Annotated in this window: 22 protein-coding genes; 10 read left to right on the top strand and 12 right to left on the bottom strand. The window is 43.5% G+C overall.

The window, feature by feature from the left end:
- Positions 1-1,026 carry a copper resistance protein B gene (locus DXK30_RS00210; RefSeq protein ID WP_114699949.1) on the top strand — a complete coding sequence of 342 codons (1,026 nt, stop codon included), beginning with the start codon at positions 1-3 and terminating at the stop codon, positions 1,024-1,026.
- A 27-nt stretch (positions 1,027-1,053) separates the two neighbouring features.
- Positions 1,054-1,539, top strand: a complete 486-nt coding sequence (locus DXK30_RS00205) for a DUF305 domain-containing protein (protein WP_114699948.1) — start codon at positions 1,054-1,056, stop codon at positions 1,537-1,539.
- A 29-nt stretch (positions 1,540-1,568) separates the two neighbouring features.
- Here the strand turns inward: DXK30_RS00205 and DXK30_RS00200 are convergent, their stop codons facing one another.
- Together DXK30_RS00200 and DXK30_RS00195 are read right to left on the bottom strand one after the other, a co-directional pair.
- Positions 1,569-2,396 (bottom strand): DODA-type extradiol aromatic ring-opening family dioxygenase, encoded by an 828-nt coding sequence (locus tag DXK30_RS00200; RefSeq protein WP_114699947.1) that lies wholly within the window; start codon positions 2,394-2,396, stop codon positions 1,569-1,571.
- Positions 2,397-2,484: 88 nt separating this feature from the next.
- Positions 2,485-2,931 (bottom strand): DoxX family protein, encoded by a 447-nt coding sequence (locus DXK30_RS00195; RefSeq protein ID WP_114699946.1) that lies wholly within the window; start codon positions 2,929-2,931, stop codon positions 2,485-2,487.
- Between the two features lie 161 nt (positions 2,932-3,092).
- Here DXK30_RS00195 and DXK30_RS00190 point away from each other — a divergent pair, with 161 nt between their 5' ends.
- Positions 3,093-4,019: a LysR family transcriptional regulator gene (locus DXK30_RS00190; protein ID WP_114699945.1), complete on the top strand. Its 927-nt coding sequence runs from the start codon at positions 3,093-3,095 to the stop codon at positions 4,017-4,019.
- Positions 4,020-4,078: 59 nt separating this feature from the next.
- Here the strand turns inward: DXK30_RS00190 and DXK30_RS00185 are convergent, their stop codons facing one another.
- From DXK30_RS00185 to DXK30_RS00160, 6 genes are all read right to left on the bottom strand, one after another.
- Entirely contained in the window at positions 4,079-4,804 is a 726-nt protein-coding gene (locus DXK30_RS00185; RefSeq protein WP_114699944.1) for a DUF3726 domain-containing protein, read from the bottom strand.
- A complete protein-coding gene (locus tag DXK30_RS00180; RefSeq protein WP_240314041.1) occupies positions 4,788-6,527 on the bottom strand; it encodes a hypothetical protein in 1,740 nt (579 codons plus the stop codon). The genes DXK30_RS00185 and DXK30_RS00180 overlap by 17 nt, the downstream gene beginning before the upstream one ends.
- A 163-nt stretch (positions 6,528-6,690) precedes the next feature.
- On the bottom strand, positions 6,691-8,385 hold the full coding sequence (locus DXK30_RS00175; RefSeq protein ID WP_114699943.1) for a BCCT family transporter: 1,695 nt from the start codon (positions 8,383-8,385) through the stop codon (positions 6,691-6,693).
- Between the two features lie 198 nt (positions 8,386-8,583).
- A complete protein-coding gene (locus tag DXK30_RS00170; RefSeq protein WP_114699942.1) occupies positions 8,584-9,573 on the bottom strand; it encodes a membrane dipeptidase in 990 nt (329 codons plus the stop codon).
- A gap of 105 nt (positions 9,574-9,678) precedes the next feature.
- Positions 9,679-11,154, bottom strand: a complete 1,476-nt coding sequence (locus DXK30_RS00165) for an aldehyde dehydrogenase family protein (RefSeq protein ID WP_114699941.1) — start codon at positions 11,152-11,154, stop codon at positions 9,679-9,681.
- Between the two features lie 48 nt (positions 11,155-11,202).
- On the bottom strand, positions 11,203-11,592 hold the full coding sequence (locus DXK30_RS00160; protein ID WP_102091680.1) for a RidA family protein: 390 nt from the start codon (positions 11,590-11,592) through the stop codon (positions 11,203-11,205).
- A 189-nt stretch (positions 11,593-11,781) separates the two neighbouring features.
- On the opposite strand from DXK30_RS00160, the gene DXK30_RS00155 reads away from it, so the two are divergent.
- Positions 11,782-12,672, top strand: coding sequence for a LysR family transcriptional regulator (locus DXK30_RS00155; protein ID WP_114699940.1), 891 nt, complete (start codon positions 11,782-11,784; stop codon positions 12,670-12,672).
- 284 nt (positions 12,673-12,956) lie between these two features.
- On the opposite strand, the gene DXK30_RS00150 is transcribed toward DXK30_RS00155, so the two are convergent.
- The gene (locus DXK30_RS00150) at positions 12,957-13,670 is read right to left on the bottom strand and encodes a DarT1-associated NADAR antitoxin family protein (protein WP_114699939.1); all 714 of its coding nucleotides are present in this window, start codon (positions 13,668-13,670) and stop codon (positions 12,957-12,959) included.
- Between the two features lie 436 nt (positions 13,671-14,106).
- Here DXK30_RS00150 and DXK30_RS00145 point away from each other — a divergent pair, with 436 nt between their 5' ends.
- The 6 genes from DXK30_RS00145 to DXK30_RS00120 all read left to right on the top strand — a co-directional run bounded on the left by DXK30_RS00145 (position 14,107) and on the right by DXK30_RS00120 (position 22,860).
- Positions 14,107-16,584: a heavy metal translocating P-type ATPase gene (locus tag DXK30_RS00145; RefSeq protein ID WP_114699938.1), complete on the top strand. Its 2,478-nt coding sequence runs from the start codon at positions 14,107-14,109 to the stop codon at positions 16,582-16,584.
- Positions 16,585-16,678: 94 nt separating this feature from the next.
- Positions 16,679-17,071, top strand: a complete 393-nt coding sequence (gene cueR, locus DXK30_RS00140) for a Cu(I)-responsive transcriptional regulator (protein ID WP_114699937.1) — start codon at positions 16,679-16,681, stop codon at positions 17,069-17,071.
- A gap of 266 nt (positions 17,072-17,337) precedes the next feature.
- Complete coding sequence (locus DXK30_RS00135; RefSeq protein ID WP_201507948.1) at positions 17,338-17,796, top strand: hypothetical protein; 459 nt, start codon at positions 17,338-17,340, stop codon at positions 17,794-17,796.
- A 258-nt stretch (positions 17,797-18,054) separates the two neighbouring features.
- Positions 18,055-20,343, top strand: a complete 2,289-nt coding sequence (locus DXK30_RS00130; protein WP_114699935.1) for a TonB-dependent receptor — start codon at positions 18,055-18,057, stop codon at positions 20,341-20,343.
- 294 nt (positions 20,344-20,637) lie between these two features.
- Entirely contained in the window at positions 20,638-21,537 is a 900-nt protein-coding gene (locus tag DXK30_RS00125) for a hypothetical protein (RefSeq protein ID WP_114699934.1), read from the top strand.
- A gap of 327 nt (positions 21,538-21,864) precedes the next feature.
- Positions 21,865-22,860, top strand: coding sequence for a phosphatase PAP2 family protein (locus DXK30_RS00120; protein WP_114699933.1), 996 nt, complete (start codon positions 21,865-21,867; stop codon positions 22,858-22,860).
- Between the two features lie 238 nt (positions 22,861-23,098).
- On the opposite strand, the gene DXK30_RS00115 is transcribed toward DXK30_RS00120, so the two are convergent.
- The 3 genes from DXK30_RS00115 to DXK30_RS00105 all read right to left on the bottom strand — a co-directional run bounded on the left by DXK30_RS00115 (position 23,099) and on the right by DXK30_RS00105 (position 26,617).
- A complete protein-coding gene (locus DXK30_RS00115) occupies positions 23,099-24,094 on the bottom strand; it encodes a hypothetical protein (protein ID WP_227670747.1) in 996 nt (331 codons plus the stop codon).
- 204 nt (positions 24,095-24,298) lie between these two features.
- A complete protein-coding gene (locus tag DXK30_RS00110; protein ID WP_114699932.1) occupies positions 24,299-24,778 on the bottom strand; it encodes an acyl-CoA thioesterase in 480 nt (159 codons plus the stop codon).
- 165 nt (positions 24,779-24,943) lie between these two features.
- Entirely contained in the window at positions 24,944-26,617 is a 1,674-nt protein-coding gene (locus tag DXK30_RS00105) for a fatty acid--CoA ligase (RefSeq protein WP_114699931.1), read from the bottom strand.
- Between the last annotated feature and the right edge of the window lie 104 nt (positions 26,618-26,721).

The following is a 26,721-nucleotide window of genomic DNA, read 5'->3' as shown; positions in this document are numbered from 1 at the left end:
ATGAAAATATCTAAGAAAAATCTGTCATTCATTGGTTTGTCATCGCTAGTCTTGCTCACATCCTCTTTTGCAACAGCTGCTGAGATGTCGAGTATGGATATGTCGGGTATGGATCATAGCGGCATGGATATGTCAGGCGATATGTCTGGTATGGATCACAGTGGCATGGATATGTCAGGCGATATGTCTGGTATGGATCACAGTGGCATGGATATGTCAGGCGATATGTCTGATATGGATCACAGTGGTATGGATATGTCGGGCGATATGTCCGATATGGATCATGGCAGTATGGATATGTCGGGTATGCAAGGTGGGCAGCCACCAGCTGATGCTCGCAGTCCAGACTATTCAAATGGGGTTCCTTACGGACAGTATGGTAAACCAATGATGATGGGCAGCATGCCATTATGGGGAGTCTCAGTAGACGACTTGGGCTATCAGTTTGATGAAGATCAAATCAACTTCGAAGCGACGGGTTGGTACGGTACTGATAGCAAACGTATAAGACTACGCACGGAAGGTAGTGCTCAGACTAAAGATGATAAAGAAATCGATAGCTTGAGCTCGCTTGCCTATTGGAAACCACTGAGTATTTTTTGGAATGGTGAAGCTGGTGTCGCTTACGATACTGAAAACGATAACGCTGCCATAATGGCAGGTATTGTCGGTACCGCGCCTTATTTTATCGAAACGGATGCGAGAGCCTATTTATATACTGATGGTCAACTTCGTCTTGATTTAGGTGCAGAGTACGAATGGCGTTTCGACCAGCATTGGGTGGTCATACCGGAGGTGGGGTTGACGACTTTCAGTAAAGATGATCATAATAATGGTATTACCAAAGGCTTAAACGAGATGGAAACCGAGGTCAGGCTGATTTATGAAACGTTCAATCGACAGCTAGCACCTTATCTGGGAGTTAGTTATGAGACCGCACTTGGTAAAGCTCGATCACTAAGACGTCAAGATAATGAATCGGTTGATAGCAGTAGTTTGACTGCGGGGGTTAAATTCTGGTTCTAATATTATTAAAACAATAGGAGATATACTATGAATGCTTCAGATCAAAACAACATGGATCATCAACAGAGCATGAACCCTTATGTAAAGTTCACCCTGATGATTGTGACGTCTACGATTGTGATGTACATCATGATGTATTTCAATACTTATCAATGGGATCACATTTACTTTAGCGAAACCCGAGCGTATATGGCACTCTACATGGGTGCCGGTATGGCAGTCGTCATGTTGGCATTTATGACTAATATGTATAAAAAGACCAAGGTCAATTTAATGATATACGGTATAAGCGTATTGATGTTTGCTATTGGTATTTGGGGCGTCAGATCACAAGCAACTGTCGATCAAGTGGATTGGATGCAAGCAATGATACCCCATCATTCGATTGCCATTCTCACCAGCACCCATGCCGATATCGAAGATCCGCGTGTACAGCAGCTTGCTGATGATATTATAAAAGCACAAAAACGTGAAATTGCTGAGATGAAACAGTTGATCAATGAACTTGAATAAAGCATGTCCATAGCCGTGGCTGACTAAGTTTACCCAAACTGAAAAGCAGACAACTGCGTTTTTAGCACTTGCTGGGAGTAAACCTTGTGCCCTTTGTCACGTCCTGCTGCACCCACCGCGATCATAAGCGGTAACAAATGCTCCTCTGCCCCTAACGGATGTGAGTCAAGCGCGTGAGGAGCATTTTTCCAATTGGCCAAGACCGTGAGTCGTTTATTCGAATCTACTGATTCTACAGTATTCGTTAGCCATTCATCAAAACGCTCTGACGGTTCAGTAAAACTGGTATCGCCATAACCGCGCATATTATGAAAGCTCATGCCGCTACCGACGATTAGCACACCCTCTGTACGCAATGACGCCAATGCCTGACCAGCAGCCAAATGCGCTTGTGGGTCTAAATCATGACGCAAAGATAGCTGCACCACTGGAATATCCGCCTCAGGGAACATTAGCTTGAGCGGTATAAATACCCCGTGATCAAACCCACGCTCCGCATCTTGTTTATTGCTTACCCCTACCTCTGTCAGTAGACTACTGACTTTCTCCGCCAATGCTGGTGCGCCTGAGGCTGGATAAGTCAAACTGTAAGTATGTTCAGGAAAGCCATAATAATCATAAATGAGATCAGGTTGCTTACTAGCGGTGATACTAAATTCAGCTGTCTGCCAATGCGCACTAATGATCAAGATAGCCTTTGGTCGCTCAGGCAAACGAGCAGAAATGCCCTCTAAAAACGTTGCCATCTCATGCCACGTATCCGCTGGTTGCCAATCCATAAAAAAACAAGGCCCTGCACCATGCGGTATAAACAGTACAGGCTGGCTGACTGACTCATTAGATAAAAGCGTTGTCATGGCTTTCTCCTTGTTGCTTGTCTTAAATGGCTATTTTCAAATGGCTTTATTCACTGAAATTGAATGATCCCATTTACAACTATAAAACCTATCCTAATTTTTCTGATAATACTTTATCCATACTGAGGGAGCCGCCACCTTGGATGGCTAGAGCAAGCGTAGCCACCATCAAGGTTAATGCGTATTCATAACCACCATTATCAGCGAACAGCCCATTACTGATATGGACAGAAAAAATAGCCACCAACATGGTAAAAGCTGCGGCTAAAGCGGCCGGTCTGGTTAGCAAACCTAATACCAGAGCCAGACCACCGAAGAACTCAGCACCACCTGCTAGTATCGCCATCAAATAACCCGGCTCCATACCCATACTGCTTAACCATTGAGCCGTACCTGCCAATCCATTGCCACCAAACCAGCCAAACAACTTTTGGGCGCCATGGGCTGCTAAAATCAGGCCAACGGGTACACGAAGAACTAAAGCCGCCACTCCAGCTTTTGATGTCAAAATAGTATTTAATAGTGATGATTTCATTGATGCTTACTCCATAACGTATGGTTAGAATAAATAGTGTCGAAAATGATATAGGCACACTTTACTATCAACGCTATAAAAGAGTAAGATCAGTTATATTGAATAATTATCAACATACTGTTTATAGTGGATTTGATATCGAGAGAGTTATAAGGACAGATATGGATAGAATCGATGCCATGCGCGCTTTTGTCGCGGTAGTGACAGAAGGTAGCTTTAGTAAAGCGGCTATTACGATGCAGCTCTCGCCGCAGCTAGTAAGCAAGTATGTGGCAAAGCTAGAGGAGGAACTACATACTCGCCTGCTCAACCGCACTACCCGCAAAGTCAGCCTGACAGAAGCTGGCAGTCAATATTTTACGCATGCGCAGCAGATTTTACTGAGCATTGATGAGATGGCATCACAGTTAGGCGGCTTACAGCAGCATCCTAAAGGCGTCCTGCGCATCAGTGCGCCCGTGTCCTTTGCCTTAAAGCATATGGCAAAACTCATCACTGATTTTCAGGAGCGCTATCCGTCAGTTACCGTTGATCTGCAGTTGAGTGATCGAAAAGTAGATATCGTTGAAGAAGGGTTTGATATTGCACTGCGTATCGGACAGCTCCAAAGCTCGTCGCTTATCGCCAAGCAGATTGCTCCGATTCGCGTGGTGTTATGCGCTTCGCCCGAGTACCTCAAAACTCATGGCACACCTAAGCAGCTTGAGGATTTAGAGTCGCATCGCTATTTGCATTATAGCTATATGAATGTAGAAACTAAGGGTCAAATCTACAAATACCTAAAGACCAAACAGTTCAAAGAACGTAGCGTTTTTCATAGTAATAATGGTGATGTACTCGTTGAAGCAGCTATTGCAGGCGGAGGATTGATATTACAGCCGACTTTCATTGCTAGCGAAGCGTTAAGTACTGGCAAGTTGGTGGTAGTGTTGCCAGAATATGAACCTAACCCTTTAGGGTTGTATGCAGTCTATGCCCATAGAAAACTACTACCTCACAAAGTTAGGTGCTTTATTAACTTTATGACCAACTACTATGGCACGCCGCCATATTGGGATGAGAATATAGCGCACGCACCAAACGACTAATTACTCATCATATAGAAATCTGTTTCGTAGCATAATTAATATAATTAACAGGTTTTGTTTTATACTCCGCCCGCGCCGCGACTGGATGCTTCACTATTTTCAACCAATATAGCCGCTGCCGTTTTTTTGAGTATCGCCCACTGTTCGTCATCGACATAGATGCCCTCTTTCCATGCGCGCTGATGAGTTTCAAACAGCTCGTCTGTCGATATTTTACGATCGAAATGCTGGATATCATGTTCGATATCGAAGTTTTGAGTCGCAATCTCAATAACCATATCATTGGTATTGTAATTTGACTGTGCCTTGTCAAAAAAGTAAAGGTCAGGATAGACAAACCCTTGATTCAACGTAAATAACGTATGCTTGGGCACAGAGCCATTGTCCCATTTGGCCAAACAAGCATAGCCTTTGGCCGCCAGCCCTACCAGCTCACTATAGGCCAGCCAGCGGTTATGACAGTTCTGCAGATAAATATGAAAGTGTGCTGTATCGCCCATTTTTTCAAGGGCGTAATCGATGATCGTCGGCAAATGACAAGCCAAGCTACTACCGTGCAAATCTAAACGCATAGCGCCATCCTCTTGATGGACGATATCGATTGGCGTATCACTCTCGGTTAGAATATATGGGCTAGCATTGTTAAAGTGTCTGACGCCATCTAAGCCTGCCATCTGTAATTCAGCAACCATCGTAGCGATTACATCAGCCTCCCCAACTTCTCGATGCATCCCAGTAAAGGCTTTATACACCATTGCTACGATTTCATTATGCGATACGATCATGAGTCAAACCTCCCTGCTCTGTCGACAAATCTGGTAATAAAGGAAACAGCCATTCATCACTATGCACTTCTGCAAATAAAGGTGCGCCTTGGAACAAGGTGATTCGCACCCAGCGATCCGATCTCGGATCAAACTTGGTTGCACCAAACATCGACAATTTACATCGTAACAGATGCATAGGTAACGCGTCTTTGTGTAAGACATTCATCTGAATATCACCCAACTGTTTATGTCCCATTGTCCAAACACGGCGCGCAATTGAGCGGTACTTTGGTTGGTTTAGAATAAACTCAGATATCAGTTGTTGAGCGTTGACTTGTTTGAGCGCGAAGTACAGCTTGCTTGCTTGCCTTGCGATGTCTAGTGCAAGCTCACGATCTGCGCCTACCTCTTGCCCGCGCACACCTAGGCGTGGCTCTTCTTTATCCACCGAACGATACCAAAACCAATGACTATTCTCAGGCTGGCTAAAATCAATATTAATCGCCCACTGATAATGTCGCTCCAGTACATCAATCAAATCTTGAATCACCTTGCCCTTCGGTAGCGACAAGGTTTCATCGGCATTTATTTTCTCTTGAAACGCATCAACACGCTCAGGATATAGCTCCATCAAGCAAGAAATGATGACCTCTTGGCTCTCAAGACTCAAATCATGGTGCGCTTGCAAGAACTCCGCCCATGTCACATAATGATTGATAGTAGTCATCAAATTGTTTTGTAGTACCATTAATTCTGTGACGACCGTTTCATTGAGTTTTATTTGCTGCTCATTGATGGTGACAATCTCGCCAAAATGCTGAATAGCGCGTTTGATTAAACTGGCAAAATGCGCCGTTTCTTTGGGTTCAATCTGACATATTAATGTCGATTGCAGCGCTTCCTCACGGGTTGTCAGCCATTGATCAACCACACAAGGATGATTAATCAAATACGGCGCCATACCCAAACCAGTGGCATTACCAATCCCCAAATAACGCTTAATCTCTGGATGCAGCGCAACCGCTTTACTACCGCCCTTTTTCTGCGCCAAATAATCGACCCAGTCTAGGCTAAACTCACGTAGTAGATACACAGCACACATCTGCGCGCGAAACGATTGGTCAAAGTCTGCGCTATGATCTAACGGTTTAAAATCATAAATGCCAAATTTACCATTGCCATAGACCGCCGTGGTACGCAAGATATAACCCACTTGCGCTAACACCTCTAAATCTGGTTGCTGACCGGCAGCGAGTGAGCTCACGATATGATCAAAGACTCGTACGCTCTTGTTTGCGCGTGCCAGCACCATCAGCATATTAGAGTTGCGACCTGCTTCTTGCAACGGCACATTGGCTTGTAAGTTATCCAGTAACTCTCCGCTTATCTCGCCAAACACCAGACCAAATGTCACATCCCATTTTTGGGCAATAACTCTATCGTTACGCTCTTCATCAGCCAGCTCGTTGCAGAACACCACCAAATGATATAGATGCTCTGGCGTATGTAGACGATAGATAACTTTGCCATAACCATTCTCATCTAAATCCCACAAATGAGTACTGAGCGTCCATTTTTCTTTATCAATCTTGCGTAGTAATGTACGCACAAAGCTAATACGGGTTTGATGCATCGCACCCAATCTTTGGGCATCCATAATCACATCACGAGTACGAAAACCTGTACCCAGTGAAGGCGGTTTGACATCGATACTTTTATTATTCGCATAAACCATATTCATAATTTCACTACCTTACCTAATATATCGAGCCAGCAGCTTCGTTAACAATGTCAATGATAATATCTATCGGTAAATAAGAAATCAGCAGTATAGATAGTGGCTGGTTTAGTATTTACCGTTTAATAATCTAGAACATCACACAGTTTTTTATGTCATGCTTTTTTTATAAGCTTTTTTCTGCAGAGATTTTGTTTTCTGTAGACGCTTTAGCGAGTTTTTCTTCGCTGATTTTATGTCTCACCTCTACTTTGTTAGGACGATACAAGTCTTGCTCTCGTGCCATTTTTTGTGCGATTTGTGGTCCGTTCCATAACGAAGGCAGCAGGACGAAAGAAACTGGCACTGCCGTAATGACGATAAAGGACTGCAATGCTGTCACGCCACCTGAACCAAGCGAGATTAAAACAATCGCCGTTACACCCATCATGATGCCCCAAAAGGTACGAATCATGGCGTTTGGTTCACGCTCGCCACTGATGACCACGCTGATGGTATAAGTCATCGAATCGCCTGTGGTAACGATAAACACTGTGGTTAAAATTAAGAACAATATCGAGGTAATCAAAGGAAATGGTAGTTGCTGCGTGACGGCTAATAGTGCACCTGGCAAGTTAAAACCCTCAAAGGCAATACTCACACTACCTGGATTGGCAATCTCAAAAGCCAGACCAGAGCCCCCAACGACCGTAAACCAAAAGCACGTCACAAGCGGTGCAATAATACAGACTGTCGTAATCAGTTGGCGGATAGTACGACCGCGTGAAATACGAGCGATAAATATCGCCATCATCGGACCATAACCTAAGAACCAACCCCAGAAGAATACCGTCCACCAGCTCAGCCAACCCTCATCACCGCGAAAGGTTGCCATTGGAACGAAGTTGTCAATCATCGTACCCACACCTTGGATATAGCCGTTGACAATAAAATTGGTCGGTCCAAATATCAAAATAAAGATCATCAGCGCAAAAGCCAAAATGACGTTAAAGCGGCTGAGTAGCTGCATACCACGAGTCAGACCACTGATCGCAGACAACGTATAGAGCACGATGGCAAAGACAATAATGATTAGCTGAGTCGTGAACGTATCGGGAATACCGAACAATTCATTCAGCGCATAGCTGGTTTGTAAGCCCAAAAAACCAATAGGACCGATAGTACCGGCAGCCACTGCAACGATACAGCAAGCATCGATTATTGCGCCCGTTTGGCCAGTAAGTACACGCTCACCGAACATAGGATAAAGAAGCGTACGAGGCTTCAACGGTAAGCCTTTGTCATAATGCAGATGCATAATCACAATCGCGGTTAAACTACCTACAATCGCCCACGCCAGAAAACCCCAATGCATAAATGATTGAGACAAAGCGTTAAAAGCGCGTTGCTGTAGATCGGCTGACTCACCGTATAAAGGAGGTGCTGACACGAAATGCGCGATGGGTTCAGCGGCAGCCCAAAAAACCCCGCCCCCAGCCAATAGTGTGCAGAAAAGAATGGCCATCCATTTGAAACTGTCTATCTCAGGTACGGGTAGATTGCCTAATATCACGCGACCTGTACGGCCAGCACCGACGGCCAAAGCAATGACAAAGGTCGCTAGTAGCAAAATCTGCCAAAAAGGTCCAAATATCTTGACGGACCACGCGAAGCCCACTTCGACTATTTTTGCTAAGCGTGCTTCTGCAAAAATAGCCATCAAAACAAAGGCTACAATGAATCCGCCACTGTACCAAAACGCGGGGTTTTTGAGACCTAACGTATCGGTAGAAATAGCGGCGGCTTCGGACTCACTTGTTCCTTGATTAACAGGAGTTGAGCGTCCTTGCTCATTTTGATTAAATCCCTTTAAATCGGCCATGATGTGGCTCCATATACTAATGCTAACGTTGCGTTTTAGATCAGAGTGGTAGCAATGAGGGTGCGATAAAACAACCTCACTATACATACCTATCTAATTTAAAATTACCTACTTCAAACAGATATACGCTATAACACGACTGTCGTCTTATAACGATGTCGAGCAACCATTGATTAAAATAACTCTTTAAATAGCTGGTTAAGCCAAAGGTTTTAGGCCTTGCTCTAAAAAATCGAACCAGTTTTGACCGATGACTTTTCCAGCATCACTTTCATTAAAACCGTGCTTTAGCAGACCGTTATAGATATTTTCCATACCGTCTTTGCCAGCGAACCATGGCAAAGTATCTGGCCAACCTGAATTACTGGCATTGCCTTCGCCATAGTCCATCGCTTTTGACCAACGTCCATTACGCATCCACTCAAGTACAGCTTGTGGTTGATTAAGACATAAATCACTGCCAATCGCTAAATGCTCAACACCATACTTATCAGCGCAATTGGCAATCATGGTGCAGAAATCATTAAGCGTACAGTCACTACCATTTGGCAAATGAAACGGGTATAAACTAAACCCTAACAATCCGCCTGCTTGGGTCAAGGCACTGATAACCGTATCCGATTTATTACGCAGCGCATCATGAGCCGTGGTCGGATTGGCATGGCTGATACATATCGGACGCGATGACACTTCTATCGCCTCAAGCGTTGAACGCTCAGCGCTGTGTGACATGTCGATAATCATACCGACACGATTCATCTCAGCGATGGCTTGCTGACCAAATCGGGTGATGCCACTGTCATTCTGCTCATAACAGCCTGTCGCTAGTAAGCTCTGGTTATTGTAAGTCAGCTGCATGATCAATAGACCCAGACGACGCATCACGCTAATCAAACTAATTTCATCGTCGATTGGTGAGCAGTTCTGCGCGCCAAAAAAGATGCCAACTTTACCTTGCTCTTTTGCCGTTTTAATATCAGCCACTGAGTACACGGGTAATATAAGATCTGAGTTTTGCTCAAAGCGTACATGCCATTCGCTAAAGCGGGTCATGGTCTGACGAGCGTCTTCGTGATAGACCAATGTAGCGTGTACCGCATTGATACCACTGGCTTGTAGCATCTTAAAGTAGTCACGATCCCAATGGCTATACTGTAATCCATCAATGACGATATGGTCTTGGTACATATCAATTCCTTTTAATACTTTTATCGATAGCCGCTATCTTTAGCAAGTAAGTACCTTTTGGTACAGCACGTTCAGATAGCGACGAGTATTCTTGTTAAGACATCCCTAGTACGCTTTTTGATAAGCGGTCTTGACGACGGTATAGAACTCTTTGGCATATTGACCTTGCTCACGCGGGCCAAAGCTTGACTGTTTACGACCACCAAATGGCACGTGATAGTCAGTACCCGCAGTTGCTAGATTGACCATGACACAGCCTGCTTGTACTTGCTCTTTGAACATTGCACTGTTGCGTAAGCTCTGGGTGATGATGCCGCCCGTCAGACCAAATCGCGTATCATTGGTCATCGCAATCGCTTCTTCTAGATTTTTGACACGCAAGACACACGCCAGCGGGGCAAACACTTCTTCTTGGTTGATATCCCAGCTGTTGTCCGTCTCAGTAAATAACGTCGGCGACATATAGTAGCCGTCATGTGGCATCTCTAAACGCTCACCACCAAACACTAAATTAGCACCAGACTGCTTGGCTTTTTCGATCCAGTCCATGTTTGATGCCAGCTGCTTGTCATCGACGACAGGGCCCATAAAAATACCGTCATCAAGTGCATGACCGACCTTTAAGGTTTTCATTTTAGCAATCACACCTTCGACGAAGGCATCATGAATACCGTCCATCACGATGAGGCGTGAAGAAGCCGTACATTTCTGCCCTGAACCGCCGAACGCACCAGCGACCGCTGCATCAATAGCAACTTGCAAATCAGCATCATCAGCGATAACCAAGGCATTTTTGCTGCCCATCTCAAGCTGACAACGGATAAAATTTGGTGCAGTCGCAGCAGCAACTTTGCGGCCTGTTGGTACAGAGCCCGTAAAGCTAACCGCGTCGATGTCTGTAGAATTGATGAGCGCATCACCGACTGACGAGCCGCCACCCAATAGTAAGTTAAATGTCCCTGCTGGCAGGCCTTGGCGATGAATGATTTCAGCCAATGCGACCGCGCTAGCTGGCGTTAAATTGGCAGGCTTCCAAATGACACTGTTACCAAAAGCCAAAGCTGGCGCGATTTTCCATACAGCAGTGGCGGTTGGGAAATTCCAAGGCGAAATAATGGCGACCACACCGACTGCTTCGCGGGTGACTTCGACTTTGACACCAGGACGTACTGAATCAGCCGTATCACCCATTTGGCGCAATACTTCAGCCGCATAGTAATGAAAGAACTGACCTGCGCGGTAAATCTCGCCGCGACCTTCCGCAAACGGCTTACCTTCTTCAAGAGACAACAGCGTACCTAGCTCATCACAGCGAGCAATCATTTCATCGCCAATTGCTTGTAGGATAGACTGCTTCTTTTCTAAAGGAGTCGCTTCCCACTTTGGCTGGGCTTGACGCGCCGCCGCAATGGCATCTTTGACTTGATCGCTACTCGCTTGTGCAAACTCACCAATGATTTCACTGGTATCGGACGGATTAATATTGGCAAGTGTGTCCACGCCTGCCTGCCATTCACCATTGATGTAAAGTGACTTGGTTGGGTCTTGCTGCAATATCTGTTGGGTCGTTTGGACTGACATAAGAGCTTCCTTGATAAGGTATTAAAAGATGGGATATTAAAATTAGATTTAAGGCACAGCGGCATATACGACTAGCTCAACCAGCATCTCTTCACGAGCCAATCCAGCTATTACCAGTGCTGCCCGATTTGGATAAGGTGCTTCAAAATATTCAGCATAAACTTGATTGACGGTTTTTAGATAGTCGCGGTCGGTCACATAGATCATGACCTGTAATACCGAATCCATGCCAACATTGGCACATTCTAGCGTGTGCTTAAGATTGTCTAGCGTTTGGCGAGTTTGCGCTTCAATACCGCCTGCAACCACATCACCATTTTCATCGATAGGAATTTGGGCAGTGTATAAGGTCCCATTATTAGTGATGGCCCACTCCAAAGGTGCTTTAGATGCATAAAGCGAGGTTTTAACGGCCTGTTTGTTTGAGTGAGTCATCATATTGTCATGTCCTTTGATAAGTGGTTTCAGCAGTAAGCGATTTGAGATTTATTTAGTCACTGCCAATTGCTACATGACTTATCCTACTCAATTAGTAACGATAAATCTAACTAATTAAATTTGAATTTTGATAGATTTAATCTATCATTTAAGATAAGTTATTAAAGAATAGTTTTGGATGGTCTGAATATGAAGCTACAGCAATTGCGTCATTTCTTATTTGTCGTGGAAGAAGGAGGGTTTCGTGCGGCGGCTGATCGTGCCAATCGCTCGCAAGCTGCTTTATCAGCCTCAATAAAGGAATTAGAAAAAACCTTAGGACAGCGATTATTTGAAGTAGGAAACAAAGCTCTACTCACGCCTTTCGGTGAAACCTGCTTACCAAAGATTGAGCAGTTTCTTAGCATTTATCAAGCGCTAGAAGACGACTTAAAAGCCTCTGCGTCTGGCGAAAAAGGTAAGATTAAGATTGCAAGCGTACCGTCGCTAGTGACTAAATTGTTACCTAGCGTATTGGTTGAATACTCAAAAAAATATCCTGATATCGAGATTGTATTGATAGATGATAACTCTGTCGGTGTGGCCAATCGATTGTTAGCCGGAGAAATTGATTTGGCATTGGGCAATTGCACCAGTATTGATCAAACGAATATAGATTTCACTTTACTTATATCAGATCCCATTGGCGTGGTCTGTCTGAAAAACAACGAGCTGAACAACGAGTTAAATCAATCGCAAGGGCTAACATGGCAGCAGCTCATGACCCAGCCGTTTATTTATAACGGTACTTGTAGATTGCTCGAAAACACGCCAGCCGAAGCGCTCAATCGCAGGGCAAGGTACACGGTAGAAAACATCACATCGCTGTTTTCTTTATTGCGTAATGATCTAGGTATTACTACTCTACCCAAGCTTGCCTTCCCTGCGAATGAGCCGGAACTCGTTTGGATAGATTTAGTGGACCCTTCTTTAAACCGACAGATCGGTATCTTCAAACTTGCTGATAAATCTATCTCTCCCCCAGCTCAAGCATTTTATAATCTCTGTATCGCCTATGTCCAAGAGAACTATTGGCTATAATGCTTAAATATGTTTACTAGGGCATGTCTTCAATTCACTCGACAGTCATCTAAATGGGCTAAAAATGGCTAAATCTTGCCAAACATCATCAAATAGCTGGCTAATATCCCGATATTATCTGCGCTATTTTTCTTGTTTGACGGCAATTTATCTCATTTTTATCACCATTTTTGAAACGAAGACACGCCCTAATAGCTTTAAACATAGAGACATAAAAAAGCCACGATACATTATGTATCGTGGCTTTCGGCTCAAGCAAACTTAAGCAAGCACTGATTTAATAATCAGACCCAACCATCTTCCAATAGATGCTCAGTATTGCTGATTTTAAAATTATTGCATAAGTCATAAAATGTCATTGGGTCTTCAACATTATCGAGCAACTCTCTTTTATGCAGTGCCACAAACAGCGCCAACGCATACGCTGCACTATGGATAGATTTTTTAGGATTAAAGGTAATATCAGTGAAGCCCTGATATTGAATCACTTCCTCATGCAGCTGAGGGTTTTGCTTGAGCGCATTCACGTATAGCCAATCATAAAATGTCGTTAACGGCTCTACGCCCCATTCCATACCAAAATAGTTGTAGCCAATGAGCTCGCCCGAGATCATCAATCGCTCATCCTTTCGGGCTTGTCTTGGCGGCGCAGTCAGCAAATCCGTGTAAGGACCACCATCTTCAAAGATCATGCTGGCTTGAAAAGCATTTTCGACACTATATGACTTGCCATCATGCTCATCGGTAATTTTTAAGCTAAACGGACTTAGCGGAAAACTCAGCTTATTACCAGATTTGCTAGACAGCTCTAACACTTGCTTAAAGCCATACTTTTTACGAATGACCTGTTGTAAGTCATTGATGGATTTTTTCTTTTGTCTGGTCGCAAATCCCACATGTCGCTCAAACATAACCATATCCGTTTTTACCAAATTGTCACTGTTGACTTTGGGCATGAATACGGGTCTTTGTTCTATCGTATTTGGTACTTCTTCCATAGTGATGTGCCTTAATATCAATGGTCTTGTATAAATATTTTGTGTTAACAGTGCTGATATCACCTGCTGTTGACTACGTGCTCTGTCATTACTAGCAGCGTTTATTATTATTGGTGTTTTATTCGCTAGTAGCCAAATACAGTGAATTGATCGAGAGTTATCGAACCCTATCAGCGCTCGCTGGGCAGTTTATCTTATTATCAGTCATTTATCCTGCCCTATTTTAGAATTAATGCCGCCATACCTTCAACAATAAACCATAATTGAGCTATTTTAAGCTTAACGCCAAATATAAGACGATACTATAAACGGGTTTAAAAGTATTATATAAATACGCTTGACCTTACCATGATGTCAACCTATATGCTGTCACCATAGATTAAAAATACGATTAAAAACAGAATTAAAAACAGAATTAAAAACGACAGAGGTTGTTATGAAAACAAAAAACACTAAAGCCCCTATTTATCATGAAGTGCTGAGCATTGAAGGCATGAGTTGCGCGTCTTGCGTCGGGCGTATCGAAAAACAATTAAAAAACATTGAATATGTTGAAAAAGCCGAGGTAAATCTTGCCACTGAACAGGCGACTGTTTACTCATCTCAGCCTTTAGATGTAGCCCAGTTAAATAAAGCGGTAGAGCGCGCAGGCTATAAAGTGACTGAAACCAAGCCTATCGAGCTATCCATAGAAGGTATGAGCTGTGCATCGTGTGTTGGGCGGGTAGAAAAATCCTTGGCCAAAGTCGCTGGCGTGCAACAAGCCGCAGTAAACCTTGCGACTGAACGCGCTTGGATTAAAGGCGATGCGCAAATAAAAACGAGTGACTTAATTGAGGCGGTTAAAAAAGCGGGCTACGAGGCCAAACTGGTAGAACAAGACCAAAGTAATCGACAAGATAAAAAAGCCTCAGAGCAAAATCAGCTTAAACGAGATTTAGGACTTTCTGCGCTGTTGTCACTGCCCGTATTCATTCTAGCAATGGGCTCGCATATGATTCCCGCCTTTCATATGTGGGTAGTGAATAACCTCGGCACTCAGCAAAGTTGGCTAATACAGTTTGTCTTGACCACATTGGTATTACTCTTTCCAGGCCGACGCTTTTATCAAAAAGGCGTGCCAGCCTTATTACGTTTTGCGCCAGATATGAACTCGCTAGTGGCGATTGGTACTATCGCAGCATATGGCTTTTCTCTAATAGCGACCTTTATCCCGCAAGCGTTACCTGAAGGCACGGTGAACGTCTATTATGAAGCCGCTGCCATGATTGTAAGCTTGATATTATTAGGTCGTTATTTTGAAGAAAAAGCCAAAGGCCGTACTTCTGGGGCCATTCAGCACTTAGTAGGTATGCAGGCAAAGACCGCCCGTGTTCAGCAAGATGGTAAAGTCATTGAAGTCCCTGTAGAAGACGTCACCGCACAAATGATCGTTGAGATTCGTCCAGGCGAGCGTGTGCCTATCGATGGCGAAGTCGTTGACGGTCACAGTTATATTGATGAATCTATGATTACTGGCGAACCTGTTCCTGTGAAAAAACAAGCAGGCGATCAAGTGGTCGGCGGTACTATCAATCAAAACGGCACCGTGAATATTCGGGCAACGGCCATCGGTGAAGATTCTGTATTAGCGCAAATCATTCGTATGGTAGAACAAGCCCAAGGCTCTAAATTACCGATTCAAGCATTGGTGGATAAAGTCACCATGTGGTTTGTACCAGCGGTGATGTTTTTATCAGCATTAACCTTTATAGTTTGGTTGATTTTTGGCCCTGACCCTGCCTTAACCTTTGGTTTAATCAATGCGGTTGCCGTGCTCATTGTGGCCTGCCCTTGTGCAATGGGATTGGCCACCCCCACCTCTATTATGGTCGGCACGGGTCGCGGTGCAGAATTGGGTGTGCTATTTCGTAAAGGTGAAGCGCTACAAATGCTTCAGGACGTGAGCGTGGTTGCCGTTGATAAAACAGGTACATTGACTGAAGGCAAACCTACGTTAACGGATTTTCAAGTCCAACAAGGATTTGAGAAAGAACATGTCTTACGTGTGGTGGCATCGGTTGAAGCAAAGTCTGAGCATCCCATTGCCTTGGCCATTGTACAAGCCGCAGAACAACAGAATATCCAACTACTCCCTATCACTGACTTTGAGGCGATGACAGGTTTGGGCATTCAAGCAAACGTGGCAGGACAAATAATTCACATTGGCGCAGATCGTTATATGCAACAATTGGGGCTTGATGTTGCGCCTTTTGAACAAGATGCGCTACGTTTGGGGCAAGAAGGTAAAACCCCACTCTATGTATCTATTGATCAGCAATTGGCCGCTATCATTGCCGTTGCCGACCCTATTAAAGAGACAACTCATGCCGCCATCGCTGCACTACATCAGTTAGGCTTAAAAATGGCTATGATTACAGGCGATAATCGCCATACCGCCCAAGCGATTGCTGCAACATTAAGTATTGATCAGGTAGTGGCAGAAGTGTTGCCCGAAGGCAAAGTGGATGCAATACGCCAGTTGCAAGAACAATATGGCCGAGTGGCATTTGTTGGTGATGGTATCAATGATGCCCCTGCATTGGCTCAATCCGATGTTGGATTGGCCATTGGTACAGGCACAGACGTGGCGATTGAGGCGGCTGAAGTGGTGCTAATGTCAGGTAGTCTGCAAGGCGTGCCTACTGCGATTGCCTTGAGTAAAGCAACTATCAGTAATATCAGACAAAATCTGGCTTGGGCATTTATTTATAATGTCGCCTTGATTCCGATTGCCGCAGGTGTCTTGTATCCCGCCTTTGGTATCCTGCTCTCACCCATTTTTGCGGCAGGCGCAATGGCACTGTCTTCTGTTTTCGTCTTAGGTAATGCGTTACGCCTCAAGTACTTTAAAGCACCTATCCTTACAGAGTAAATATAGAATCGTAAAGGATATCCATATAGGGTTTAAACATTAATGGTTAAACCCTTTTGTTATTTAAGTCTCTTTTTGAGTTAGGAGGATAAATATGAATATTGGTCAAGCATCAAAGCAATCAGGTATCTCTACCAAAATGATTCGCTACTATGAGCAGATTGGCTTGCTAGAAACAGTAAATCGTTCGAACTCAGGGTATCGCTTGTATTCTAAAGACGATATCGACGACTTATGCTTTTTGAGACATTCTCGTGACTTAGGGTTCTCATCCAAGCAAATGAAAGAATTACTGTATCTGCGCAAAAACACCAATCGTCATAGCGCGGATGTTAAGCAATTGACACAGGAACACATCGAAACGCTCAATCAAAAAATAGCTCAATTGCAAGAGATGGTCGACTCGCTACAGAACTCTTTTGATCATTGTGCAGGTGATGATAATGCAGAGTGCGCTATTTTAGACGATCTTGGGCAAGCTCAATAAAGTAAACACATTAGATATACCACTACATATTATATATTTTTACATAGTTTTGAGAACATGCTCCTTGTATGAGGTGAGTCAATTCATTTACAATAGTATTGTTAATAAGTTTTGTTAAATTAACTTATCATAACGTATCAATATCTATTCGATTTATATCAATGTCTCCCGTGCAAGACTTATGCGATAGCTATCTAATGATCTCAAAGCATCTTAATCTTGCACGGCGCTATTCATTGCTATCACCAGCAATAATGTGTGCAGGTATGCTATTAGCATGCGTTGCATGGTTGATGCACATCACACCATTGCTGACCCCGCTTTGGGATGATGAGGCTAGCTTAGGTCACGGTATTTGTATTGAGCTTGCGCCTATCGTATCAGCCTCTAATAATCATCACTCAACCACACAGCATCATCTAAGCATATCATCTACGGTACACGCACCGACAGTTACTGGTGCTGCCAATAGCTCAAACACGCCAGCATTAGATCTCGCAGATCAGCTACTGAACCAAGATGATGGTGCCAAACAGCATAATAGTTGTGATATCTGTACAGCTATGTCAGCTGTCATTACACCAACCGTTCTAGATCCACTTGCTCTGATTCCTATCGTGTTCGCTACTGTGATCACAAAGCGATGGATTGGTGCAGACACCTACCAGGTATCGAGATTTTTACGACCATTCCTACGTGCTCCGCCCTCCTTCCTGACTATTTAATCGGTCACCATTAATAGAGTCTAATCTCTAATGCCTTATAGATGTTGATGACACCAAGTCATACAACATGTTTTTCTGCATTCAATACAAAAGCTTTTATCAGCTTGTTATACGAGCTATGCATAAGCTAAAAGCCTGGCTATGTACCAACATGCGATAGAGGCAAATGTTAAGTGGAACAATGAAATATATGGCGGTGTCGATAATAAAAATACATTCCCTTTTATCACGTATTTATAAGTTTTCAGGAAACACAATATGTCATACCAATCAATGAACGCTGTACCTACCTTAAAGCTAAGTGTGTTGGCACTTGCCTTGTTTCAAATTAGTAGCGCTTATGCTGATGTAACAATCATAGATGATCACGAGCATACTACCGATACTCCGCATACCGAACTACCAACGATAACCGTTTATGCAGATTCAACAGATAAACTTGCTAATGCAAGTATGCTTGGAACGGCAACTTTTAGTCAGAGCCATATGGCTAGCAAGCAATTAGTAAGCAGTGACACGGCGACTATATTGACAAAAATTCCCAGCTTGAATGTTCAGAGTGCGGGCGGTATCTCAAGCTTACCGATTATTAGGGGATTGGCTGATAATCGTTTGCGCGTATTGGTAGATGGCGTTGATTCTATTGCATCTTGTCCAAACAGCATGAACACTCCCCTATCCTATATTGCACCTAGCTCTGTAGCCAAAACTACCGTCTATGCAGGTGTCACTCCTGTTAGTGTTGGTGGTAATAGCATTGGCGGCACCATTGTCGTTGAGTCCGCAGAGCCAACATTTTCAGAAGACAGTACCATCGTTACATCAGGCGAAATTGGTGCATTTTATCGTAGCAATGGTGATGGTTATGGGGAAAATATTGAGACCACGATCGCGAATGATACGTTGAGCCTCAGCTACCAAGGTAGCTATGCAAAATCAGATAACTACGAGGCTGGTGGTGACTTTAAATCCTACACAGCCACAGGCAATGCAGGTAAAAACTTACCTAAAAATGAAGTAGGTTCAACTGCCTTTACGAGCAAAAACCAATCTTTAGATATTGCTTATAAAAATGGCCATCATCTACTACAAGGTGCTTATTTATGGCAACGGGTGCCAGAAGAGCGGTATCCAAACCAGCGCATGGACATGTTAGATAATCAACTAGATCGATCAAACTTACGTTATACAGGTGATCTCAATTGGGGACAATTAGAAGCACAGGCCTATCACGAAGACGTCGATCACTATATGAACTTTGGTGATGATAAACAATTCTTGTATGGTACTGCTGCTGGCATGCCCATGTATACCAATAGCAAAACCATTGGCACCAACCTTAAAGCCACTATCGATTTAAACAACAAAGCGACATTAACAGTAGGTGCTGAATATCAAGACTACAGCCTAGACGATTTATGGCCAGCCTCTGGTACCATGATGATGTCACCAAATGAATTCCAAAACATCAATAATGGTGAACGCAAAAGGCTTGGGGTCTATAGCGAGTGGGAAAAGAAAATAGCGCCAAAATGGACCACGCAGCTGGGAGCACGCTACGAAAACGTGCGTACTAGTGCTAATGAAGTCAGTGGTTACAACGCTATGATGATGACCTATCAAGGCCGAGACAGTGCTATTTTTAATGCCAGTGACCGTAGTACTACTGACGATAATATCGATGTGACCGCAATTGCACGTTATGACATCGACACCCGACGTTCTATAGAACTAGGTGCCACACACAAAGAGCGTACGCCAAGCCTTTATGAACGCTATACTTGGTCATCATGGCCGATGGCTGCCATTATGAACAATACTGTTGGTGACGGTAACGGCTACTTTGGTGACCCTAGCCTAACTCCAGAAAAGTCTAACATCTTATCCATGACGTTTGATTGGCGCGGTGATGATGGTAGTTGGGGAGTTAAGGCGACGCCTTACTATTCACATATAGATGATTATGTTGATGCTGTACAATGGGATTCAGCAAACAATGCTGTCGCCACTACTCAAACGACCAACCAATACAATGTGATGCGTTATACCAACCAAGATGCCGAAATATATGGACTAGATATCACAGCAGACCGTGACTTGGTAACTAATGCGTGGGGTTACTGGGGTGTTTCAGGATCACTCAGCTACACCAATGGTAAAAATAAAGACACTGGCTCTCACCTATACAATATCATGCCACTCAATGGCAGCATCGCACTTAACCATGAAAACAATGGATGGATAAATCAAGTCGAAGCGGTTGCCGTGTCTGCTAAAAGCAAGGTATCGACACCGCGTCATGAGATTGAAACGTCTGGCTATGGACTGCTGAACCTAAGCACTGGCTATAAATGGAACACTGTCAGTGTTGAGGCAGGCATCGATAATGTATTGGATAAAAACTATGCATTACCATTAGGCGGTGCCTACATGGGTCAAGGCAAAACCATGTCTATAAATGGTGAGTTGGATGGTAACTCTAATTGGGGCACTGCCGTCGCTGGTGCAGGGCGGTCATTTTATATGGGCGTCAATTATAAATTTTAATTAAAGACCCGCGTTTTATCACTAAACATCCTCTCATTAAAAAGCCAAAAATATAGGTATTTTTGGCTTTTCTGTTCAATGGTCAGCACATAAAAAACCCTTTAAGCGATAGGTAATGCTTAAAAGGGTTAGATTAGACTTAGCATTCATCCGAAATTACGGATTGGCAAATAATATAACAATAGGCTGTATATACTAAAACGCCCTACCCACTTTCACCCGAAACTGCTATTAATGCTATGCTGACAGCGTGTGTTATATATCGCGTATCTCTGCTACTTCTAGGAGTATATCATGTTCCATTCTCATCAGCGTTTGCCCCATGCCTTATTACCTACAAAAATAAAACTGCTATTGATAGCGGCTTGTCTTATGGGCAGTATGCAATTGCTCGTAGGCTGCGACTCACCGCAAACGTCTATCGATGATAACGGAGCCACTCGCTCTGACGATAATTTAAAAATAAATACAAACCTATCAAGTAACGGCAGCGATAGCACTGAAACCATTGACTTGGATGGAACTGAGACAAATAACCCAATAGCAGAAAAAGAAAGCACTTCCGCCGCCATCATGCCTGATAATCAAACTGTAAGCACTACAGGCTATCAAGGTCTAGACTTTGGACAAGCAATCACTCCTAAGGTATTAACAGATTTTGGGTTGAATAAAGGCAACAGTGACAATGAGCAATGCTACTATGTGAGCGCTATAAATGAGCGTGGTATAGACCAAGCAACTGACAAAAGAACCGCTGTTCTGTATCAGATTATCGACGGTAAGGTGGCGCTGATCCGTATTCAAGATGCCAATACACCGTTTTACACTGGTATCCATGTTGGTGACACTGCGGCAGAGGTGATGAGCGCACATCATGAAAATCTCCATTATACTATTGATAAATATGCCGTAGATGGTGACTATTACAACCTGATTGCAAACGTCAATTTTGAGGTCGTTGATGGCTATCAATCAGACGCACCGCTAACAGAGAAAAAAATCAAGCTGGATAATCAGGGTGAGACACTACCTCTACAGATTAAGTATCACTTCAAAGGCGGGAAAAAGCTCAACAGCAACAGTGTGTCTGAGAAGGAATGGAGCGCTGATGACAAAAGCGCGCTACAAGGTGAGGTAGAGAGGATTGATATTGGCATTCCAGAAGCGATTTATCTGGTCGAGGGCTGTTCTTAAAAAACCAAATGGTTAAAGCTCTACCTTCTAACGCATGATCTAAAATCGTATACGTGACCTTAACCCGCTCCATATTGAGATCGCTTTATTTGCCAAAATGTAGCAGCGTTAATAGTTAGTGATCATCTTGTTTTTATACTCTATTTAATACTTATGCCAAAACAATAACAAACAAAGTAAAACCTTCAAACAACGACACACCGTAAAGAAAGTCAGACAATAGCCTTAATAAGGTTTGATACAGTACTAGCGGCCTAATTGTACTAAATACTATTCAGCACATTACTTGGTGCAATATCAGATACGTAAACAGGAATAATTTTGTCCATGATTGCCTTCATTGAAAATCATCCTCAACTATTCAGTTTAGGTACAGTAATTGTTTTCATTATGATACTGTTGTGGCTAATACAGCACTTCACAATTCGCTATGGTAAAAACGTACTAATGTATCTGCTGCCTTATGCGGAGGGACTTTGGCAATATTTGTGTCGACAATCACTGCTGATCCGTTTTAGAGCAAAGCATCCAGCATTCTTTGGCTTTTTAGAAAAACGTTTTCGCCGCCAGTATTTTCATGGCTTAACGCTTACACTATCGATGTTTGTAGTGGGTTACATTTTAGCACTGTTTGCAGGTTTGGTCGAAGACGTTGTAACGGCTGACTCTATTGTTACCACTGATCTCTTTGTATCACAACATATGAGTGTACTGCATGAGACAAACATTGTACCTGCGTTTATTTTTATCACCAGCTTAGGCTCTACGCCGATCACCTGCTTGATTGTGCTGCTAACAGCTATTATCTGCGCCGTTGTACGCCAACCTTATCTTTTAATTGGATTACTACTATCAACTATAGGAAGTACCACCTTTACTTTTTTAAGTAAGGTAGTATTTCAACGAGCACGGCCGATTGATATTTTATTAAACGAACAGACCTACTCTTTCCCCAGTGGACACGCTACCATCAGCATTGCACTGTATGGCTTCATTGCCTATTTGGTGGTTCGCTTTAGCAACCATTTTGCCCATCAGGTGCGTTTTTTATCACTGGCCATTTTTTTGTGTTTGCTGATTGGACTGAGCCGAATTGTGCTAAATGAGCATTATCTCAGTGATGTCATGGGTGGATTTTTGGTAGGAGCATTATGGCTAACAATTGCTATTAGCGTGATGGAATGGCTGACCACAAGAGGCAAAATAGACTGGCACATAGCATGGTCAGCACCTCAGAGATATATGATGTTGCTTAGTATTGGCGTTGTACTGATTGCGACCTGTATATATGCTATTTTCTATCAGTTTCCGTTACTTGGATAGTCTGCACTGCCTGTTTAGTAGCAGCTTTACCGCTACATATAAAGATTAATCCTATCTTCTACTCTAAAGAAACACCCCATGTACGTCAGACTCAAGGGGTATTTCTTTTAATACAATACATTTAAATAAGAGCTGTTAACCACTATTTTCGCAAGCCTACTGAAATATTAGGCTAAGCGGATTCTCAACAGATGCTGCATCACAAATGGCATGATGATACTCTATCAATCTAGCTTATTCAAAAATCATATTTTGCCATTATTTCAATTTGCTGACCTGCTGGCATCCATGGGAATGTCGTTACATCCTGATTTCTCCACTCAACACCCAAATCTAAATCTGGTAGATACTCATAAATAAGGTTCGCGCTTTTTACATTGGCAGAAGTGTCTGCCGCATCGTCTACATTTACCTCACCATAACGCAAGTTGCCGCGCAGCTTTTGGGTAAATTGATGCTTATACCCTACGCTATAGCCAGTTTGCGAGATGAGCTTCCCATCTTCAGCATCACAGTCTACGCTGCCATTCATAACTAGTGGTCCTCCAACACAGATGGCAGAATAGGCGCCCATGCCTTTACCATTGTATATACTGGCATGGAGCGAATCTTTACCCAATGTCAGCTTGCCCGCTAAAGAAACACCGATACCCACATCGGAACCATCTCCGTTCTCAGCATCACGAGCCGTGACAGCTACGTTATAGTCAAAGTTAGATATCTTATCTTTGTAGCTTACTACCATGTCAGGCAAGCTCGCATTATCATAAACAGGGTCTTGAGCCGTAAAGCGCAGTCCCTTATAAGTATAGTGCAACGTCAAATCTGGCCGAATATAAGAGCCGCCACCAGAGGCCGTGCCCAAACCAGTGCCCCAAAAATCAAGCTGCTCCGTAGACAGAGGTGCCACTGCCAAAAATTGACCGTTCCAAGTCTTACCCACTGTCAAATCATCAACCTGAACATAAGCATGACGCAAGCGCAGATTTGAGCCGCCCTTGGCGTAATCGCCATAAAAATCACCTTCAATAAAACCCGTGAGTTTTTTATCATCTACGGACTTGGTCGTCTTAACATTGATACGAGACTGGCGTAAATTACTCTTAAATTCCGACTCGCCTTCATCAGGAGAGTTAAAAGCACCTTCTGCTTTGATGTAACCGCCGATACTCAAAGTCGTGTCGCCTGTTGTCACAAGATCGATTGCTTGTGCAGATACGCATGTTACAACCATAGCAAAACCTACAGATAGCCTTTTTATATAAAGCATCATTCATCTATTCCCTGTTTTATGTTGATATCCTTATCAATCCCAATTGCTACTACGTTTTCTTTAATCCATAAAAATAAATAATCCTTTTAGATGAAAATTAACGTCTACTTAATAACTACTTTCTAATTAAAAAGCCCAATCATAATTTGACCGATAAATTAGATTTTAGGCCCCTTGATTGATATTTTCCAAAGCAGCAATCGCTACTTTTTGCGACTCATCGATAGGCTTTTTTTGTCCACTCAATTTATCGAGATATACCAACACTGACTCACCGATTGCAACGACTGTCTTAAGCACCGTACTGTAATAGGTATATTCATGAATCAGACTTGAATTACCGATTTTTTTGACCTTGACGCCAATCCATAACTCATCAGGATAAGCAACCGATTTGAGGTATCGACATGACGAGGCTGCCATCACCGAAGACGTCTGTTCGTTAAATAAACCAAGCCGCCTGTTGTAGTAGATACGAGCGTTTTGAGCATATTCGTAATAGACAACGTTGTTAACGTGACCAAAAGTATCCATATCGCCCCATTCCACTTGCTGAGGGTAGATAACGGTAAAGTCATGCAATGGGTGATTGTCATCGTTTGTGACAATCTCTTGTATTTCTGGGAATGTAGGCGCAGCTTCCATAGTTTCTCTCTTTTGATTAGACAGGTTTTGTTATAGATGATGAGTGTGACTCAGGGTGCTCGTGACTCACACATCTCCCCCATCCCTAGCTTTTAGTCAAACACTAGGGTATATGCAAGCTTTCACTTTTGTCAAAATCGATTTAATGGTGACCGAATTGTTTGACTAGATGAGATTTTCTGAGTACATCGAACGCATGCGTTTTTTATCGAGTTTACCGACGCTGGTTTTTGGCATTTCTGATAGAAATCTCACTTCACTTGGCACACCGTATTTTGGCAGATGACCTCTCTCTACTGCTTGATGACCCAATGCCAAAATATCTTCCATTTTTGTGTCGGCATGGTCTGGTTTTAGCACGATCAATGCCAAGGGACGCTCGCCCCAACGCTCATCTGGCACACCAATCACCGCGATATCAGCGACGCTAGGATGAAAGGACAAAATGGTTTCGACCTCAAGCGAGGATACCCATTCGCCGCCAGATTTAATGACATCTTTGAGCCTATCTGTGATGCTTAGCGTACCATCAGCGGTCATGCAGGCGATGTCTTGAGTATGCATCCAGCCGCCTTCCCATAACTCATTACCTGCGTCAGGATTTTTAAAATAACTTTGCGTTAGCCAAGGCGCGCGTATCACAAGCTCGCCTGTCGATTGGCCATCCATGGGTTGTGGTTTACCATTTTCATCCCAGATCTCCATTGAAACTAGCATAATGGGTGAACCTGACAGACAACGATAGTTAAGGTTATCCTCTAGCGTCATCGACTCTGTTTTGTCATCGAATACTGCTCGAGACAGTACAGGGCACGATTCTGACATCCCAAACCCTGACATAAACTCGATACCGCACTCGATAGCTGCTTTGGCTAAGCCTTCGTTAAGCTTTGAGCCACCTAGTAACAGTTTGAGATTCTCAAATTTTCGGCTACGTTCTGCCATTTCTTTGAGAAGCATCTGTAATATTGCTGGGACACCGTGTGATAGCGTGACTTTGTGCTCCTCAATCAAATCGACCAATTTTGGTGCCAGATATCGTCCTGGATATACTTGCTTGAGCCCTATCATGGTAGCGCCATATGGCCAGCACCACGCATGTACATGGAACAAAGGCGTCATCGGCATATAGACATCGTTGTAGCGCGCGCCTTGACCTTCGGCATTGAGGGCTGACGCCAAGGTGCTTGCCATTGTCTGTAATACTATCTGGCGATGAGTAAAGAAAACCCCTTTTGGATCGCCTGTCGTGCCACTGGTGTAGAACGTCGTAGCGATGGTATTTTCATCAAAGTCTGGGAAGTCAAACTCATCACTAGCAGCTGCTAATAGTGCCTCATATTCGCCATCGACATAGTCTGGCAGCTCAGCTTTATCATCCTCTGCATCATCAGCCCACATCACATGCTCAATAGAAGGCGCATCGTCACGATAGTCTTTAATCATCGGCGCAAATTCAGCATTCAACAATAAGGCTTTTGGCGCAGCATGATTGACGGTATATAGCACTTTTTCTTCAGACAGACGGACATTAACGGTTTGCAAAATCATGCCTGACATTGGTACTGCAAAGTATGCCTCAAGGTAACGATGACTGTCCCAGTCCATGACCGCGACCACATCACCTGCCTTCAAGCCCATATTTTTTAATACATTGGCCAAGCGATTAATACGCTTAAAAAACTCAGCATAGGTATAAGTGACTTTGTCGGCATAGCTAATGGTTTGGTTGGTGGAAGCAATCTTGGCGCGGTTTAGTAGCTGTTTGATAATTAACGGAAACCCATACGCTTCTTCGGCTTGATGGTAGTTATCGTGTTCGTTGAGTATGGTTGTCATGGTATCTTCCTTGATAATAAATTGTCCTTGATATAGTCAATCCTCTATAAAAGAGTGACAGCGTTAACTTCACTTGAAGTATCACAGTTACATCTGCGCTCGGT

It is taken from the genome of Psychrobacter proteolyticus (genome assembly GCF_003350005.1).
Lineage (GTDB): Bacteria > Pseudomonadota > Gammaproteobacteria > Pseudomonadales > Moraxellaceae > Psychrobacter > Psychrobacter proteolyticus.
Note: the sequence above shows the minus strand (reverse complement) of the source record. Positions and strands in the feature narration are given on the sequence as shown.

Bases quoted from the DNA above. Each gene is read 5' to 3' on its own strand.
- DXK30_RS00210 (WP_114699949.1), top strand. From the start codon at position 1: ATGAAAATATCTAAGAAAAATCTGTCATTCATTGGTTTGTCATCGCTA.
- DXK30_RS00205 (WP_114699948.1), top strand. From the start codon at position 1,054: ATGAATGCTTCAGATCAAAACAACATGGATCATCAACAGAGCATGAAC.
- DXK30_RS00200 (WP_114699947.1), bottom strand. From the start codon at position 2,396: ATGACAACGCTTTTATCTAATGAGTCAGTCAGCCAGCCTGTACTGTTT.
- DXK30_RS00195 (WP_114699946.1), bottom strand. From the start codon at position 2,931: ATGAAATCATCACTATTAAATACTATTTTGACATCAAAAGCTGGAGTG.
- DXK30_RS00190 (WP_114699945.1), top strand. From the start codon at position 3,093: ATGGATAGAATCGATGCCATGCGCGCTTTTGTCGCGGTAGTGACAGAA.
- DXK30_RS00185 (WP_114699944.1), bottom strand. From the start codon at position 4,804: ATGATCGTATCGCATAATGAAATCGTAGCAATGGTGTATAAAGCCTTT.
- DXK30_RS00180 (WP_240314041.1), bottom strand. From the start codon at position 6,527: ATGAATATGGTTTATGCGAATAATAAAAGTATCGATGTCAAACCGCCT.
- DXK30_RS00175 (WP_114699943.1), bottom strand. From the start codon at position 8,385: ATGGCCGATTTAAAGGGATTTAATCAAAATGAGCAAGGACGCTCAACT.
- DXK30_RS00170 (WP_114699942.1), bottom strand. From the start codon at position 9,573: ATGTACCAAGACCATATCGTCATTGATGGATTACAGTATAGCCATTGG.
- DXK30_RS00165 (WP_114699941.1), bottom strand. From the start codon at position 11,154: ATGTCAGTCCAAACGACCCAACAGATATTGCAGCAAGACCCAACCAAG.
- DXK30_RS00160 (WP_102091680.1), bottom strand. From the start codon at position 11,592: ATGATGACTCACTCAAACAAACAGGCCGTTAAAACCTCGCTTTATGCA.
- DXK30_RS00155 (WP_114699940.1), top strand. From the start codon at position 11,782: ATGAAGCTACAGCAATTGCGTCATTTCTTATTTGTCGTGGAAGAAGGA.
- DXK30_RS00150 (WP_114699939.1), bottom strand. From the start codon at position 13,670: ATGGAAGAAGTACCAAATACGATAGAACAAAGACCCGTATTCATGCCC.
- DXK30_RS00145 (WP_114699938.1), top strand. From the start codon at position 14,107: ATGAAAACAAAAAACACTAAAGCCCCTATTTATCATGAAGTGCTGAGC.
- cueR (WP_114699937.1), top strand. From the start codon at position 16,679: ATGAATATTGGTCAAGCATCAAAGCAATCAGGTATCTCTACCAAAATG.
- DXK30_RS00135 (WP_201507948.1), top strand. From the start codon at position 17,338: ATGCTATTAGCATGCGTTGCATGGTTGATGCACATCACACCATTGCTG.
- DXK30_RS00130 (WP_114699935.1), top strand. From the start codon at position 18,055: ATGTCATACCAATCAATGAACGCTGTACCTACCTTAAAGCTAAGTGTG.
- DXK30_RS00125 (WP_114699934.1), top strand. From the start codon at position 20,638: ATGTTCCATTCTCATCAGCGTTTGCCCCATGCCTTATTACCTACAAAA.
- DXK30_RS00120 (WP_114699933.1), top strand. From the start codon at position 21,865: ATGATTGCCTTCATTGAAAATCATCCTCAACTATTCAGTTTAGGTACA.
- DXK30_RS00115 (WP_227670747.1), bottom strand. From the start codon at position 24,094: ATGGTTGTAACATGCGTATCTGCACAAGCAATCGATCTTGTGACAACA.
- DXK30_RS00110 (WP_114699932.1), bottom strand. From the start codon at position 24,778: ATGGAAGCTGCGCCTACATTCCCAGAAATACAAGAGATTGTCACAAAC.
- DXK30_RS00105 (WP_114699931.1), bottom strand. From the start codon at position 26,617: ATGACAACCATACTCAACGAACACGATAACTACCATCAAGCCGAAGAA.